Here is a 16,060-nt window from a genome sequence, read left to right as displayed (position 1 = left end):
CGCCTCGGCACCAACCGCACGCGGCAGCGGTCGATTGGGCTGGGGTGCTGGGACAATAACACCTATGGCATTGAAAAAAGGACCGACCAAGGGGTCGGGTGGTAAGCATCGTAACGCGCTTCGCGGCAAGGGGCCGACCCCGAAGGCCGAAGATCGCGTGTATCACAAGGCATATAAGGCAAAAAAGGCCGCTGACAAGCGCAAGATGGCGGATCCGCGTTTGGCGGCCCGTCGTCGTGTGGACAAGTTCTCCTCCGCCGACACCACTGATCTGGTGTTCGGCCGTAACTCCGTGCTGGAGGCGCTGCGCGTAGGCGTGCCCTCCTCCACGCTGTATATCCTCTCGCGCATCGAGCATGATGATCGCACACGTGAAATCGTGAAAATCGCCGGCGCGAATGGTTTGCACATGATGGAAGCCGACCGTCTGGAAATGGATCGCATTGCGCGCTCCGGCAACCATCAGGGCATTATCCTTAAGGTCAATCCGTTCCAGTACTCCTCGCTGCACGAAATCGCCGAACGCGCGGAGAAGAAGGCTAAGGCGATGGAGGCCGCGAACTCGGCCGTCGCACGTATCGCCGCACGCCCGCTGTTCATCGCGCTTGATGGCGTGACCGATCCGCAGAACCTCGGTGCCGTGATTCGTTCCGCTGCGGCATTCGGTGCCAATGGTGTGATTCTGCCCGAACGTCGCTCCGCTTCGGTGAACGCGGCCGCGTGGAAGGTGTCGGCCGGTGCCGCCGCGCATATGCCAGTGGCGCGCGTGGTCAATCTCAACAAGGCGCTCGAAGGCTTGAAGGAGCGCGGCTACTACGTGGTCGGTCTGGACGGCGGCGGCGACAAAATCGTCGGCGAAACCGGTTTTGAAACCGATCCGCTGGTTGTGGTGCTCGGCTCGGAAGGTTCCGGCCTGGGCCGTCTGGTGCGTGAGGCCTGCGACGCCATTGCAGGCATTCCGATCTCCTCGTCGGTGGAATCGTTGAACGCATCCGTGGCTGCGGGCATCAGCCTGTATGCCGTGTCCACCGCGCGCCGCAAGGCCGCCGAAGCGTAAGCATTTGGCGCAAGCTGGTACTTGTTTGTCGGCCTTGCCGGCATCATAGCCAATAATTACAGCACTACAAATGAAGCCCTGCTTATTGGCAGGGCTTCATTGTTATTCGGCATTATCCGACGTTCATGGTGCGTTGCGCGACGCGCCACTTTTCAACTTTCCAACGCTGTTCCCGCCATACCGGCGGTGGCAGGTATCAAGCCGTGTGTTTAGTGCGACCAGACAGCCGCATCCGGGTCATCGTCGGGATTGTAATCGTCGTCGGGATCGTTATACGTGGATTCGTCATCGATCACACCGGCGTCGGCTTCTTCGAGCAGCGCGTCGATATCCTTCTTATCGAGCTTGTATTCGGGCAGCACATTGTCGATGTAGCTGGTCACAGCCTCGCCCATCGGCACGTCATGACCGGCCTTTTCGGCCAAATACCAACGGTGGGTAAGCACTTCATGGAAGAACTGTGCCGGTTCGATCTGCGAACGGTATTCGCGCGGAATCATGCGCACGGTCGGTTCGAATACCTCGCGCATCCAGTCGGTGGCTACAATCTCCAGGTCTTCGCCTTCGCGCCAAGTGGAGGCACGGTAGGCGTCCAGATCGTTGAGCAGACGACGGGCCTGATTCTCCTGCACATCCAAACCAGTCAGACGCAGCAGCTTGCGGTTCGCATAGCCAGCGTCCACCACGCGAGGACGCACCAACACACGCTTGCCGTCCTCGGCGGTTTTCATCTCCAGCTCGTCCACATCGAAGCCCAAATCGTTGAGCTTGTTGACGCGCTGTTCGATCTTCCACATTTCGTCGGGCCCGAACTTGTCGGTGTTGGTCAGAGCGCCCCACAGCGAATGGTAGCGTTCCACCAGACGGTTGCCGACCTCAATTTCGTCCACATCACCGGGCAGTAGCTTGCCGGAGCTCAAATCCATCAATTCACCAATGATGTTGGTGCGGGCCAGATCGATATCGTATTCGCGCTGGCCTTCGGTCAGCGTAATCTGCAAATCACCGGTTTCCGCATCGACCAGGAAGGCGGTGAAGGCGTCGGCATCGCGCAGGAACAGCACGTTCGACAGCGACACATCACCCCAATAGAAGCCGGCCAGATGCAAACGCACCATCAGCACGGCAAGCGCGTCAATCAGACGCTCGGCGGTGTCAGGGCGCAGGTTGCGGGCGAACAACGCACGATACGGCAATGAGAACTTCAGGTGCTTGGTGACCAGAATCGCCTCCAGCGGCTCGCCGTTCTTATCGTGACGGCCGGTAACCACGGCAATCGGCGTGACAGTGGGCAGTTCCAGCTTCTGCAGACGGCGCAGAATCTCATACTCACGCTCGGCGACCTGTCGCGTGATCTCCTTCATTGCGTACACCTCGTCGCCCACATGCACGAATCGCACCACGTGGCGGGAAATACCGCGAGGCAGGTTGGCGAGTAAATCTTGGGGCCAAGTGGCCAGAGGTTTGTGCCACGGCAGCGTGAACATTCTCGGGTTCGAGCTGGCGGCGGTAATCTTCAGGGCCTGCGGCTCCACCGAATTGGCATGTTCATCCTCTGCCTGCACGGAGGTGGCCTTAGCGGCTCGCGGGTCCAACTGCGTCAAATCCATTGCTGCTTGCATCATAGGTACCAGCGTACCCGCTGCCCGTTCCATCCCAGCCCCGCGCCTGTCATGCCCAGCCGCCCTCAGCCGTACCTCGTACCTCCTAATTGCCATCTGCTACTGTTTCCTGCCATTTGTCGCGGTCGGGCTGTCAAGCTGCACGGTTCGACTGACAGTTTGCACGGTCGGACTGACAGTTTGCACGGTTGGCCTGCGGAATTGTTACGTAGGTATGTGACAATCCTGCAGTCGAACCGTGCAGAATGGCAGTCCAACCATGCGTGGGCTACGCCGTATTCAGCCGTGCTCCCCGTGGTAATCCCGCAGCTACCAGTTTGTTAACCAACGGTACACGGCGTCTCACCTCTTCGAAGGTGCATCTCACTATCTCCGCTACACCGCAAGTTTGCAAGGTTGCCTCACGCCTACGTTCATCCGCCACTACTTCACCGGTCGTTCTGCCACCGGTCATGGTTGGATCGTCGTATTTCCTCATGCCATCAAACTCAATCACCACCAATCGGCCATCTTCGCGGACAGCCACAAAATCAGCTCGCCGACGATCATTGGCATCCTGCGGATTCACAAACTCAACCTGCTGCCGCACATCGGAAAACCCCTCCTCCAACATCGTTGCGTAGCAGAAGGATTCTCCACCATTCTCGTTCAATCCCGTCGCATGTTGAGCCACCAACAGCGCTTTATCCTGACAAACTCCTAAACGAGGCGTTTCAAGATATTCGAGAAGCTCATCACGGACAACCAAACCTTGTGCGATAGCCGAATCAAAGAACGCCATAGCATGGCGAAACTCGTATGCTCGCCCACAGTCGAGCAATGTTCGTTTGATACCGGTGACATTCACACCGTCGCGGGACTGCACTGATTCGCGCTCCCAATCAGGAAGATACGTGGCGCATAGCTTACCGTTATGGGATGGTGTGCGACGGTTCGATGCGGAAGAAACAATAATCGCCCCTCCCCTATCGAGGTATGTGGAATGTTCCAACCGCCATAGGCATGCAGCGGTTAAACCACCGAACACCCTGTTCGGGTGACGTTGCCCCATGGTTCTAGCGACTATTCTGGTACGTTCGGCCGCAGGTATCGACTGCCAATACGCCTCCCGAGCATAATAATTGGAGAAAGGATTGCAAAGATACCCCTTAGCAGCCCATCTGCGCAGGAACATATACTCTTGCCTATCTGCTGCTACGAGACAGATGCGGCTGTGCTCGCATTGAGTCAGCTTCTGTTGCATACCCATACGCATCGTTGCGCGACTTAATCGTGTACTACCCATATTGCGAGCGTATGAGCGTAACCGCCGCAATCGCAAGCCATACTGACAATGTGGAGAGAGCTTGCCGGAGACACCGACTTATCCACTTTTGCTGTGGATAAGCTGGTGGATAACCAAGATGCTCGAACCTCATCCATAGTTGTTGAGTACCGACATGACTTCCGCCCACCCATTGCCGTGATTTACCTGCTAATCCGCACGATCGGACTGGCGCTTCGCACGGTCGGGCTGTCAAGCTACACGGTTCGACTGATAGTTTGCACGGTTCGACTGCGGAATTGTTACGTAGGTATGTGACAATCCTGCAGTCGAACTGTGCAAATTGACAGGTAAAGTGTGCTGACGGGACAATTGGAGTGTTTCTGCGTTGTCGTCATCACACAAAATAAGGGCATAAACAAGAAAAGCCCCGCAGCTATGCAGGGCTTTTCCAACGAGGCTATAAGAGAGGAAGAGAATCGCCTCGTTTAATGGTTGACCGAGCCTTGTCAGGCGCAGCCAAGTTTTAGTTATTCGACCACCCGACCGGTATTCAAACCAGCCGGTTGGTCACTCGTACGGTCAAACGACCGATTCGACTAGTTCAGACGCAGCTCGGTCGACGGAGCGAACAGGTGCATCTTGGCCGGGTCGATCTTGATCTTGACGGTCTCGCCGACCTTCGGCAGCACACGCGGGTTCACACGAACCGTGGTGAGCTTGTTCTGGTCGGACATGAGCTGGGATTCCTCGGCGGCGGAGCCATCGGTGAGGATGTTGCCGTAGATGTAGCCATCGGAGCCCAGATCCTCGACGTTGACGACCTTCAGGGAGAAGGCGTTCGGATCATCAGCCGGAGCCAGGGTGGCGTCTTCCGGACGGAAGCCGACGACGATCTGGCCATTGTCCTCAGCGGTCAGCTTGGCGACAGCCTCGGCCGGCAGATCGACGGTGTCTTCACCGATCTTCGCCTTGCCGTTGACCACCGGGTGGGTGTTCAGGTTCATCGACGGGGAGCCGATGAAGCCGGCGACGAAGACGTTGGCCGGACGATCGTACAGCTCGGTCGGAGCGCCGACCTGCTGCAGGATACCGAGCTTGATGACGGCGATGCGATCGCCCATCGTCAGGGCCTCGGTCTGATCGTGGGTCACGTACAGGGTGGTGACACCCAGCTGACGCTGCAGAGCGGCGATCTGGGTACGAGTCTGGACACGGAGCTTGGCGTCGAGGTTGGACAGCGGCTCATCCATGAGGAAGACCTTCGGCTCACGGACGATTGCACGGCCCATGGCCACGCGCTGACGCTGACCACCGGACAGAGCCTTCGGCTTACGATCGAGGTACTCGGTCAGATCGAGGATCTCAGCGGCCTTCTCGACGCGCTTGCGGATCTCTTCCTTCGGAGTGCCGGCGATCTTCAGAGCGAAGCCCATGTTGTCGGCGACGGTCATGTGCGGGTACAGAGCGTAGTTCTGGAACACCATTGCGATGTCGCGGTCCTTCGGCTGCATCGTGGTGACATCCTTGCCACCGATGAGGATGCGGCCCTTGTTGACCTCTTCCAGACCTGCGAGCATGCGCAGGGTGGTGGACTTACCACAGCCAGAGGGGCCAACGAGAACGAGGAACTCGCCGTCCTTGATATCAAGATTCAGGTCGTCCACAGAGGGCTTATCGTTGCCCGGGTAGACACGAGTGACATGGTCGAAAATGACTTCTGCCATATTTGTTCATCCTTTCAGAGGCAGGTACGTGCCTCACGATCCGTTGTAAAGGGATTACTACGGTGCTTCCGCTCGTTGCTGGCCATCAACAACATCATTTTCAGGCCTGCCGCAAACTTCGGCGTTTACTTTTCTTCGCGGTTCGGTGAAGAGCTCTCTTCGCTGAGCCACGTTCCACTATACACATGGATACGACTTTGGCAAGGGACGCGCCGACAATACGGCGTTTCTTGATAGGAGATGGCGACAATGGTATCCGGGATTTCTACCCTGTAACGCGTTCACGATTAATGCGCATGGATTGGCATGGGCATCAACCATCTACCGATTGAGCATCCCGGGCCATATGCCGGCAGTCATTTTGTCGCACGAAAACTGCAACAAGCACCCAGCATCGAACAGGCTGTGGATTTTTACAATCACATCCCATGACCGGAGGATTCAGCTTCAATTTCTCCGACGCAGGTCACAAGCATCCGCTCATATAGAGAGGAAGGGCGATGCGATCCCCATCCACTTGAAGCTGCTTCGGATGCAGCACATATTCTTTGCCTAACCGCTGACCATATGCTTTGCGGAATTTGTCTAGCGAAGACGTCCCGTACTGTTTGGTCGACTTCACTTCCACCGGGCTCACTCGTTGTTTCATGGCGGCATTGTCGTACTCACGCACGATAAGGAAGTCAATCTCCATGGTCTTCGTAGCATCGCCTTTCGCGTACCTGGAGAAGAAGAACAGACGGCGCCCAGCTGCCTTAAACTGTTGGGCCACTGCATTCTCCACAAGCATTCCTTCATTCAACGAAAGCTTGTCGAAAAGAATATCGCGGTACACCTCGTCAGGAGTGGCTTGCTGATCCGCAAACGTCTGAGAGACAAGCAGGCCAGTGTCCGCCATATAGCACTTGAACGACGCGCTATCCTCATATAAACCAAGTCCGACAGTCGGATCAGTCGAATTATGGCATATATTGACCAGACGAGCGTCATCCAACCAAAAGAAGGCAGCGTCATAATCCCGCGAGCGCGCATCTGGGGTAATCGAGGCGAGCGTGAACTTCTTCTCATGTTTGGACAACTGGCCTGGAATCTGTGCGAAGATGCCGCGAACTCGCCCGGCATCACCGTTCGCGAACTTGCCGATATCATCGCCGTACAACCCTAAAATATTACGTTTGATTCTGTCGGCTTCGCCGAAGTCCCTATTGGTCACATATTCATCCACAACCTGAGGCATGCCCCCCACCAGCATGTATTCGCGCCACAGTCTCATCGCGCGCTTGTGCAACGCATCCGGCATTGGCTTCAATGCGACGAAAGATTCTCGTATCGCCTCGGATAGCAGGCGCTCTCCCATCGCCCAGCAGAATTCCTCGAAATCCATCGGTTCCATGTGAAGTTTCGATTCCTCAGAGGGAATCAGGATATTCTCCACATTCCGTTTGATGGAAATCAAAGACCCGGTCTCCACATAGTCGTACCGTCCGTCCGCCACCAGATGTTTGATCATCTCTCGCGCCGGCGGATACAACTGAACCTCATCAAAAATGATCAGAGACCGTCGCCGCACAAGTTGAGTTCGATAATAGACGGAAAGCATCATGAAGAATGTGTCCAGGTCATCTTTCTGCTCTTCGAAAATTGACCTGACATCTTTGGGAAATCGTGAGAAGTCCACGAGAATGGTGGACTCATACTCGGTTCTTCCGAATTCCTGCGCCACGGTGCTTTTCCCCACGCGACGAGCTCCTTCGATCAGCAAAGCCTCTTTGCCATTCGTGCGTTTCTTCCAAGAAACCAACTCCCGCAATACTTTTCGTTCCAGCATGTCAACCCCTTATCACGATGCCGCCGTGTGGAGATATTCAGTATAACACGATGCCGCTGTGCGTAGACCCCCAGATATACACGATGCCGCCGTGAAGCTTTGGCTGCACGGCGGCATCGTCAGGGAAGGAGTAGAGGAAGAAGAATGGGATGGGCTGCGACTGGGCGGTCGCAGCCGCAAGGATTATTCGGCGTCAGAGGCTTTGGCGTCCTTGTTCTTGGGCATGATCCAGAACTTGAGCAGCGGGTAGCTCACGACAACCGCAAGCACCGTGTTCACCACGGAGGCGATGGTGCCGGCGAGACCGGCGTTCAGACCCCAGCCCTGGCACAGCGAGGTAACGTAGCCCGGCAGCACAAGGTTGACGACCACGATGACAACGGCGAGAATCGCGTACTTCCATGCGGCGTCCTTGAAGCTGGAGTCGGACTTGAACACCCACTTCATCTGCACGAAGAAGTTCACAACCTGCGCGATCACCTCGGCGAAGAGGAAGGTCAGGAAGCCGCCCAGACCGTTGCCGGACTCGGGGTAGTTGAAGATGAGGAAATGGAACGGCGCGGTCAAGCCAAGCCCTGCGACGAACACCGCGGTGCCAATCCACGTGACCACGAAACGAGCGATTGTGGAAATGTTCGACAGGACGTTGAACACAATGAATTCCCAGATGGTCGGGTGGTCCTTGATCCATTGGCGGATCGGGCCGAGCTGCTGGGTTTCGGCGTTGGTGTTGGTCATGATGCGCTCCTTAGCGTGCTTGAAGTTGGTCTCGTTGTCTCTGTTCATGCGTCGGCCTTTCGGCAGCTCAGCCGATGGCCGACGCATGCGTTGCTATAAGTGGGATGCGGATTGTTCGCAGGATTCCTGACTGTTAAGGATTCAGGACTCTGAACTCAGGACTCCAGTTCCTTCGCGGTTTTCTTGTTGGCAGACTGGTTGCGGAAGAATCCGGAGATCACCGTGCCAAGTCCGCGGAAGGTGTGGCCGTTGGCGATTTTGACGATGCCGTCGACCATGGCCGCGTCAACCATGCCCTGGGTCATCTTGCTCATGGCGCGCGGCGGCATGTTGAGCACGAACAGGGAGTTCAGGTCTGGCTGGCCGGTCTTCTCACGCGTCTTGCGCTCCTGGTTTTGCAGCGTTTTGGCGACGGTGCGTGCCACAAAGCCCTTGGAATCCGCCCACGAAGAGATCGGATCATTGACACCGAAGGTTGTCGGTTTGCCGGGCGCGATGACGTTATGGCCGAACAGTGCCACCATTTCAGCGTCGGTCGCCTCCTTGACCTTGCCGGTCAGGTAGGCGCCAAGTGCCGGATCAGCCGGCTTCGGCTCCACCGTGCCAACGACGGTGAACGTGGTGGACAGCACCATGCTGTGCGCATCGGTGCCGACCATCAGCGTCCACTCGCCGGACTCGGTCTGCCAGGAATTGCTCGATACCTCGAAATGGCGGAAAGTGTATCGATCGAAATCGATGCGGACGGACTTGGTTTCGTGAGCATCGAGCTGAACCTTGGCAAATCCCTTGAGTTCGTGGTCGGGGCGCAGCACGCCGCCCTGAGGACCGCGAACATACAGCTGGGCGACGGTGGCACCCGGCACGTCGGAGTCATTGGTAATGGTGAAGCTTACGCCCTGCTTGTCGGCCTTGATATTGGCATAGGAGAACGTGGCATAGCTCAGACCGTAGCCGAACGGGAAGCGCACGGGTACACCGGCGGTTTCGTAGTAACGGTAGCCGACGAACGGGCCTTCACGGTAGATGGCGTCGCGGCCGATGGCCGGATACCAGCCGGCGGAGGGGCAGTCCTCGTAGCGGATCGGCCAGGTTTCGGCCAGATGGCCGGAAGGATTGACTTGGCCGGTCAGGGCGCGGGCGGCGGCAGATGCGCCGGCCTGGCCGGACAGGCCGATATAGAGCACGGCGTCCACATCGGCAACCCAGTCGGTTTCGACCGGGGAGCCGGCGACCAGCACGACGACGATCGGCTTGCCGGCATCCTTAAGCGCCTTGACCATATCAAGCTGCACGTGCGGAATGGCCATGGTGGAACGGTCGAGGCCTTCGGATTCGCTGCGTTCGTCGAGGCCGATCACGGCGAGAATAGCATCCGTATCTTCACGGGCTGCGAGCGCGAGCGCATCGTTGATCAGCGCGCGGTTCTCGCCGCCCTGGCGCTCGTAGCCCTGCGCGAAGCCGACTACGGAGACGCCGTCGATGGCGGTGAGCTCGTCGAGGATGTTCTCTTCGCGGGTGGCGTTCACCTTGGAGGAACCGGAGCCTTGGAAGCGCGGGGTTTTGGCCATGTCTCCGACGACGGCCACACGGGTGCCGTTCCTGAACGGAAGCACCGCGTTCTCGTTCTTGAGCAGCACGGAGGCGTTCTCGGCCACGCGGCGGGCGACCTCGTGATGTTCGGCGATGATGGCGTCGGTGAGCAGATCATCGCGGCCTACGCCGGTGGTTTTGGTGAGTCGGGCGATTTTGGCGACTTCGGCCGCGCGGGCGTTGAGGTCGGCTTCGGCGAGGGTGCCAGCGTTCACAGCACCGACGAGTTCGCGCACGGAGGTGAAGCCGGGGCTGGGCATCTCCAGGGTGCCGCCGGCCTTGACCGCGGCAACGGCGGAGTTGGAGCCGCCCCAATCGGAGACGACCATGCCGTCGAAGCCCCATTCCTTGCGCAGAATGTCGATGAGCAGGTGCGCGTTCTCGTGCGCATACACGCCGTTGATCTCGTTGTAGGAGGTCATGATGGTCCACGGCTTGGCGTCGCGCACGGCGATTTCGAAGGCGGTGAGATACAGCTCGCGCATGGTGCGCTCGTCGATCACGGAGTTCGAGGCCTGGCGGCGCAGCTCCTGGCTGTTCACCGCGAAATGCTTGGGGCAGGCGGCGATGCCGTTGGACTGGATGCCTTTAACCAGGCCGGAGGCCATACGGCCGGCGACCTGAGGATCTTCGGAATAGTATTCGAAGTTACGGCCGCACCACGGGTTGCGCTTGATATTCATACCAGGTCCGAGCAGCACGTTCACGTCGAGGTCGTGCGCTTCGCGGCCCAGTGCCTCGCCCATGTCTTCGGCGAGTTCGGGATCCCAGGAATTGGCCACGGTGGCGGCGGTCGGGAAGCAGGTGGCGGGCTTGGACTGGCCGAGGCCCAGATGGTCGCCTGCGCCGAGCTGACGACGCACGCCGTGGGGGCCGTCGCTCATCACAAAGCTGGGGATGTCGGCACGTTCGATGCCGCGCGAATCCCATTCGGAAGCGCCGGACAGCAGCGACGCCTTTTCCAGCACCGACAGGTTTTCGATCTCCATGGTTCTCCCTTGCACTCGAGGACTTACCAACGAACCGGAAGCATGATGTGCTGCGGCGCACAGGTCTCACCGATTCATCGCTAGTTTGATTGAATCAGACTTTCGAGTGTCATAACGCGGGTTTTCACAACCTGTCGTTTTCACCGCACAATCGGTCGGCTTCTGCGTTACGCGGCACATCGGATCCCGCGGAATACATCTACGCCACGAAGTCGGCGAGGGCTTGAATGAACGGGGTTTTGCAGCGGCGGGAGATGCCAAGACTGACGCCGCCGCGCACGTCGCAGTTGTCGCGCTGCACGCTAGTCACGTGACGCATATTGACCAGATAGCAGGCGTTGCATGATGCGAAACCGCGATCCTCCAACTGTTCTTTGAAGCTTTTGAGTGTGCCGACGAATTCGTAGGTGGCATCGAAGGCATGCACGATCACCTTGTGACCTTTGCCGCTTTCGAGATATTGGATGTCGCCGAGCGGCACACGCGCCACACCGCCGGCGACGCTCATGGTGAGCATATCGGTTTGGCTGCGTCGTTTGGCGGCCACGCAACGATCGAGCTCATGTTCGAGCGCGAAATACGAGACCGGCTTGAGCAGGTAGCTTTGCGCGCCCACCTCGTAGCCACGGATCGCCATCTGCGAGATGCTGGTGACGAACACCAGACTTGTCTGACGATCGTATTGGCGCAGCCCGTGGGCGATGTCGAATCCATCCGCGCCTCCCATCATCACGTCCATCAGCACCAGATCGAATTCGCAACGATAGCCACGCAACAGCTCTTCGCCACTTGAGTATTCACAAATAGTGAATACCGCCGGATGTTCCTGCTCGTAGCGATGCAGCAATTCGACCAGACTGGCACGAATCGACTGCTCGTCGTCGACAACAGCCACTGAAAGCTTCTCTACTGTGGTCATGTCAGTCCTCCATGACTTTTCGCGATTACGCCTACAGTTCCGTTCTATCGAGAAATCATGGGATATGGAATAGCGGACTTCTCCAAGCCTGTATCAAGGTAAACTTGACACTTACGGATGTACCATACCCGCACAAGACTTTCGGCATCGCTGCCAAGTCTCGTCCATACCCCAACATGCCGCCTACCAGCCGTTGCACAGCACCCACGAAAGGAGACTTATGCTCGACCAAGCCGTCAACGTGTTCCTTCAAGTCGCGCAATGCGGCAGCTTCACCAAGGCCGCGGAACAGCTCTATGTCACATCGACCGCGGTGATGAACCAAATCAACCGGCTGGAACGCCATCTCAGCGTCAAACTTTTTAATCGCAGCCCAAGCGGCGTAATACTTACCGAGGCCGGCGAAATCTACCGGCAAGGCGCACAACAGTTGGTCGACCTCGACCGGGAGCTGTGCGAACGCACACGTCATGCGGCCACACGCACCTTCACTTTACGTATCGGCGATTCCCTGTTCAGCCGCTGTGACAAGCTCCCCCACATTTGGAGCAGTTATCTAGCCGAACATCCGCAGTCCGAGATGCACAATCGATATGTGTTGCAGATCATTCCTTTCCGCGATGGCGATAACATCAACGGAACGGCCCCCGAAGGACTGGGGGTTGATTTCGACATGGTGATGGGTCATTTCGACCAACATGCCCTTGCCGGGCGCTATCGATTCCAACAGTTCAGCAGCACGCCATGTTGTCTGCTGGTGCCGCGGTCACATCCACTGTTCGGCCGCTCAAGCGCACATATATCCGAACTATCAGGGCAACGGCTCGCCATCCCGCAGAATTCTCGTTTCACCGTTTCCGGCGAGATTCAAGCCTGGTTGCGTGAGCGTTACCCCGACATCATTCTCGAATTCGTGCCGTATCGTAACGATTTGGCCGTATTCAACCAATGTTCGCTGCAGGGCACGGCTATGCTAGGGCTGGATTATTGGAATGAGATTTACCCGGCGATGGCACCTGTGCTGCTCAATTGGGATTTCTGTATACCCCACGGCATGGCTTGGGCGGCGAGCGCTCCGCCCGAAGTACATCGTTTCGCCGAACTGATCTGCGCGCAGGTCAACGAGTACCGCACACGCCACCCCGATATGCCGACGCCGCCGATACCGGACTAGCCAGCGCCCTGATATCGGCGGATGACGGCGACAGGGCGGGGCAATCTTGCCGATCGCCTCACCCTGAATATTCAATAGTTACTTCCTACCAATCGGATTGCGATGGAATCAGGCATCGCCTCCCTCGGCCGGCGTCACGGTGACGACCGTCTTGCGACGACGCAGGTAGCGCATCACCGTCAGCACTTCCAGTCCGACGATGGCAACCGCCAGCACGCCGACCGACGCCCAGGTGATGGTCTTCCACAGCGGCATTTCGGACTTGGGCTCGCCGTCTGCATAACGCCATCCGCTTACCGAGGTGTAGAGGATGTTGTGCACCGCGGTGCGCATCGCCTTCACCGAAGTCGCGGACTTATCGGTGATGTGGTTGGTGGACTCCATCGGTGCGAGCATCGCGTCGTTACCATTGCGGATGGCCTGGTCGCCGTACATGTAGCCGAGCCCGTTGAAGAAGTCGGTGAGCACATGGCCTTGGAAGCCCCACTCGCCGCGCAGCACGGTCTGCAGCAGGCTGGAGTTCGCGCCGGACCACGTGGTGCCGATGTAGTTGTAGGAGCTCATTGCGGCCTGTGCGCCACCGTCCTTGACGGCCATTTCGAAGGACTTCAGATAGATTTCGCGGATCGTCTGCTCATCAGCCCAGGTGCACAGCATGCTGTGACGGTTGGTTTCCTGATCGTTGAGCGCGAAGTGCTTCATGTAGGAGTACACACCCTGCTCCTTGGCACCGGCGATCTCCTGCGCAGCCATCACACCGGACAGGTAGCCGTCTTCGGAGAAGTACTCGTAGTTACGGCCGGAGAAGGTGGAGCGGTGGATGTTCATGGCCGGCGCATACCAGCCATCACAGTCGATTTCCTGGGCCATCTGGCCGATCATCAGACCGAACTCGTGAGCCAAATCGGCATTCCACGTGCAGGCGAATGCCACGGAGGCGGGGAAGCCGATGGAGCCGGAGCCGGTGAAGTTGCTGTTGAGCGAGGCCGGGCCATCAACGTCGTTCATCTTGACCTTGCCGATGGACTCGATTTCAGCGGTGCCATAGCCGGCGTTGGCGATGAGGTTGTCCATTTCGTCGAAGGTGAGCTGGTCGAGCAGATCATCCCACAGTTCGTCGTCGTAATCCTTGCCGCGCAGGTCGGCCAGACGAACGCCGTTGTCGGCACCGGTGGTCGGCATCTCGTCATCGTCGTTGTCATGCGATTCAGGATCGTAGTTCTGGATATTGGTGAACTTCGCCTTGTCCTCCTCGGGCATCGAATAATCGCTCGGGGCGGCCGTGGCGGTCTCGTAGTTGGCGAAACCGTCGGCGCGAGACAGCGTCTCGTAGTTGCCGTGAGCATCGTCGAAGGCGTTGGTGGCAGCGGTCTCGTCGGTAGAGCGCGGGTTGTCTTCGTCGTAGACGATGGTTTCGGGCACGTTGACGGTCTGCTCGTCGATCACGGTGTGCGAGTCGGACTTGATGGCGATTTCGTAATCGCCCTCCTCCAGCACATAGGCCTTCTCGTCCTCGTAGTCGTAGGAGGCCATGTCCTCATCGGTGAACTCGATGGTCACGGTCTGGCTTTCGCCCGGCTCCAGCTCGTCGGTTTTCTCGAATTCGACAAGGTTGGCGGTGGCCTTTTCGATGCCGCCGTTGGTGTAGGGCGGGTTGTAGTAGACCTCGACGACGTCCTTGCCGGCCGTGTCGCCGGTGTTGGTGACGGTCACGTCGAAGCTGATCGTACCGTCGGAGCCGTAGGTCACCTCACCCATCTCCTGCGAGAAGGTGGTGTAGCTCATGCCGTAACCGAACGGGTAAAGCACCTGATCCTCATAGTCGATGAAGCCTTCGTCGGCGGCCGTCTCATAGTACTTGTAACCCACGTAGATGCCTTCGACGTAGTTCACGAAGGTCGGCGTGGTGTCCTGACCGGTATCGGCGGAGTTGCCGGTGAATTCGCTCATGTTGTCGTAGTCGAAGTCGCCGAGGTTGTTGAAGCTCGGAGACTGGGTGAAGTCCACGGCGAAGGTGTCGGAGGTCTTGCCGGAGGGGTTCGTCTCACCTGTGAGCGCCTCGCCCAGCGCGATGAAGCCGGTCTGGCCTGCAGGCGGGCACCACAGCACGGACTTGATCTGCGGATAGTCCTCGACGAAGTCAAGTTCGAAGGCATTCGCACCGTTGTACACCAGCGTGACATTTTCGAAGTTCTCAGTGACCAGCTTGATCAGGTCCTCTTCGGTCTGGCTGAGCTCAAGGAAGTGCTCACCTTCCTCGAAATCCTCGTATTCGGTGGAGTTGTTGGTGTAAGTGATGCCGTCGGCCTTCATATTCATCGGCAGATCGGCACCTTCACCACCGACGCGGGAGATGACGATTACGGCCTGATCGGAGAATTCCTTTGCGTTGGCAATAATCTCGTCGGAATACTGGTTCGCAGGCACTTCCGGCAGGGTCCAATCCTGCGTATTCATACCGACTTCAGGGCGGTCGGAGCGATAATCGGTGTACAGCTGGCTGAGTTCGCTGTTGGTCTCCAGGCCAGCCTGAGCGAAGCCATCCAGCAGCGAGGTGGTCTCATAAGTGCCATTGAGTGAACCGGAGCCGGTGCCACCATAAACCGGATTGGTGGAGGCCCAGCCGAACACGTTGACCTTGGTGTCGCTCATCGGCAGATTGTCGTCTTCGTTCTCCAACAGGGTGACGGATTCGCGGTACACGTCGGTGGCGAGTTCCTCCGCCTGCTCGATCGTTGAGTCCGACAGCGCGTACGTTTTCTGCGAAGCGTTCGTCAGCAGAGTGGAGAACGGGCCGTACAGCATCATGACCACGGCGACGATAATAGCCACCAAGGCCACCAGCCAGGATTCGGAATGTACGAGCTTACGCGCCGCCGTCTGCTTGACGGTGTTCTTGTTCACGGCAAAGGTGATGACAAGCGCCAGCACCAATGCCACGCCTATCGCCACTAAGTACGGTGTTGCCGACTGCAGCACCGTTTTGACGTCCATCATGTTGACTTCCAGCATGCGAACCTCTCCTTCGGTAATTGATTCTCTTGGTCGAACTTCGAGGCGACCTATGACCTGTATCCACGCTGAAGTCGATCACGCTTCCATGTGTGATCGTCAACTGCAACAAATCATTCGCCGCTTCGACCATTCCA

11 protein-coding genes are annotated in these 16,060 nt (G+C 57.9%); 3 read left to right on the top strand and 8 right to left on the bottom strand.

Going from position 1 to position 16,060, the window contains the following annotated elements:
* The first annotated feature begins 64 nt into the window (after nt 1-64).
* Nucleotides 65-1,057, top strand: a complete 993-nt coding sequence (gene rlmB / locus G1C95_RS10255) for a 23S rRNA (guanosine(2251)-2'-O)-methyltransferase RlmB (protein WP_169172841.1) — start codon at nt 65-67, stop codon at nt 1,055-1,057.
* A gap of 209 nt (nt 1,058-1,266) precedes the next feature.
* Here rlmB and G1C95_RS10250 read toward each other — a convergent pair whose 3' ends face one another.
* The 3 genes from G1C95_RS10250 to G1C95_RS10240 form a co-directional block, all read right to left on the bottom strand.
* Nucleotides 1,267-2,679 (bottom strand): DUF4032 domain-containing protein, encoded by a 1,413-nt coding sequence (locus G1C95_RS10250; RefSeq protein ID WP_169172882.1) that lies wholly within the window; start codon nt 2,677-2,679, stop codon nt 1,267-1,269.
* Between the two features lie 268 nt (nt 2,680-2,947).
* Nucleotides 2,948-3,928 carry a hypothetical protein gene (locus G1C95_RS10245; protein WP_169172840.1) on the bottom strand — a complete coding sequence of 327 codons (981 nt, stop codon included), beginning with the start codon at nt 3,926-3,928 and terminating at the stop codon, nt 2,948-2,950.
* A 614-nt stretch (nt 3,929-4,542) separates the two neighbouring features.
* Nucleotides 4,543-5,670: an ABC transporter ATP-binding protein gene (locus tag G1C95_RS10240; protein ID WP_169172839.1), complete on the bottom strand. Its 1,128-nt coding sequence runs from the start codon at nt 5,668-5,670 to the stop codon at nt 4,543-4,545.
* A gap of 306 nt (nt 5,671-5,976) precedes the next feature.
* Between G1C95_RS10240 and G1C95_RS12665 the strand changes: the two genes are divergently transcribed.
* Nucleotides 5,977-6,102, top strand: coding sequence for a hypothetical protein (locus G1C95_RS12665; protein WP_277348212.1), 126 nt, complete (start codon nt 5,977-5,979; stop codon nt 6,100-6,102).
* Nucleotides 6,103-6,136: 34 nt separating this feature from the next.
* Here G1C95_RS12665 and G1C95_RS10235 read toward each other — a convergent pair whose 3' ends face one another.
* From G1C95_RS10235 to G1C95_RS10220, 4 genes are all read right to left on the bottom strand, one after another.
* Entirely contained in the window at nt 6,137-7,498 is a 1,362-nt protein-coding gene (locus G1C95_RS10235) for an ATP-binding protein (protein WP_169172838.1), read from the bottom strand.
* Between the two features lie 183 nt (nt 7,499-7,681).
* Nucleotides 7,682-8,236, bottom strand: coding sequence for a GtrA family protein (locus G1C95_RS10230; RefSeq protein ID WP_169172881.1), 555 nt, complete (start codon nt 8,234-8,236; stop codon nt 7,682-7,684).
* A gap of 155 nt (nt 8,237-8,391) precedes the next feature.
* On the bottom strand, nt 8,392-10,818 hold the full coding sequence (locus G1C95_RS10225) for a glycoside hydrolase family 3 C-terminal domain-containing protein (RefSeq protein ID WP_169172837.1): 2,427 nt from the start codon (nt 10,816-10,818) through the stop codon (nt 8,392-8,394).
* 199 nt (nt 10,819-11,017) lie between these two features.
* Nucleotides 11,018-11,737 carry a LytR/AlgR family response regulator transcription factor gene (locus G1C95_RS10220; RefSeq protein WP_169172836.1) on the bottom strand — a complete coding sequence of 240 codons (720 nt, stop codon included), beginning with the start codon at nt 11,735-11,737 and terminating at the stop codon, nt 11,018-11,020.
* 220 nt (nt 11,738-11,957) lie between these two features.
* Between G1C95_RS10220 and G1C95_RS10215 the strand changes: the two genes are divergently transcribed.
* Nucleotides 11,958-12,911: a LysR family transcriptional regulator gene (locus G1C95_RS10215; protein ID WP_169172835.1), complete on the top strand. Its 954-nt coding sequence runs from the start codon at nt 11,958-11,960 to the stop codon at nt 12,909-12,911.
* Nucleotides 12,912-13,019: 108 nt separating this feature from the next.
* On the opposite strand, the gene G1C95_RS10210 is transcribed toward G1C95_RS10215, so the two are convergent.
* A complete protein-coding gene (locus G1C95_RS10210; RefSeq protein ID WP_169172834.1) occupies nt 13,020-15,923 on the bottom strand; it encodes a glycoside hydrolase family 3 N-terminal domain-containing protein in 2,904 nt (967 codons plus the stop codon).
* Nucleotides 15,924-16,060: the final 137 nt, after the last annotated feature.

Source organism: Bifidobacterium oedipodis (assembly GCF_012932425.1).
Lineage (GTDB): Bacteria > Actinomycetota > Actinomycetes > Actinomycetales > Bifidobacteriaceae > Bifidobacterium > Bifidobacterium oedipodis.
The sequence above is the reverse complement of the archived record's forward strand: the minus strand, read 5'-3'. Positions and strand labels throughout refer to the sequence as shown.

What these genes read in the sequence shown, in the direction of transcription:
- rlmB (WP_169172841.1), top strand. Translation starts at nt 65, where the DNA reads ATGGCATTGAAAAAAGGACCGACCAAGGGGTCGGGTGGTAAGCATCGT.
- G1C95_RS10250 (WP_169172882.1), bottom strand. Translation starts at nt 2,679, where the DNA reads ATGCAAGCAGCAATGGATTTGACGCAGTTGGACCCGCGAGCCGCTAAG.
- G1C95_RS10245 (WP_169172840.1), bottom strand. Translation starts at nt 3,928, where the DNA reads ATGGGTATGCAACAGAAGCTGACTCAATGCGAGCACAGCCGCATCTGT.
- G1C95_RS10240 (WP_169172839.1), bottom strand. Translation starts at nt 5,670, where the DNA reads ATGGCAGAAGTCATTTTCGACCATGTCACTCGTGTCTACCCGGGCAAC.
- G1C95_RS12665 (WP_277348212.1), top strand. Translation starts at nt 5,977, where the DNA reads ATGGGCATCAACCATCTACCGATTGAGCATCCCGGGCCATATGCCGGC.
- G1C95_RS10235 (WP_169172838.1), bottom strand. Translation starts at nt 7,498, where the DNA reads ATGCTGGAACGAAAAGTATTGCGGGAGTTGGTTTCTTGGAAGAAACGC.
- G1C95_RS10230 (WP_169172881.1), bottom strand. Translation starts at nt 8,236, where the DNA reads ATGACCAACACCAACGCCGAAACCCAGCAGCTCGGCCCGATCCGCCAA.
- G1C95_RS10225 (WP_169172837.1), bottom strand. Translation starts at nt 10,818, where the DNA reads ATGGAGATCGAAAACCTGTCGGTGCTGGAAAAGGCGTCGCTGCTGTCC.
- G1C95_RS10220 (WP_169172836.1), bottom strand. Translation starts at nt 11,737, where the DNA reads ATGACCACAGTAGAGAAGCTTTCAGTGGCTGTTGTCGACGACGAGCAG.
- G1C95_RS10215 (WP_169172835.1), top strand. Translation starts at nt 11,958, where the DNA reads ATGCTCGACCAAGCCGTCAACGTGTTCCTTCAAGTCGCGCAATGCGGC.
- G1C95_RS10210 (WP_169172834.1), bottom strand. Translation starts at nt 15,923, where the DNA reads ATGCTGGAAGTCAACATGATGGACGTCAAAACGGTGCTGCAGTCGGCA.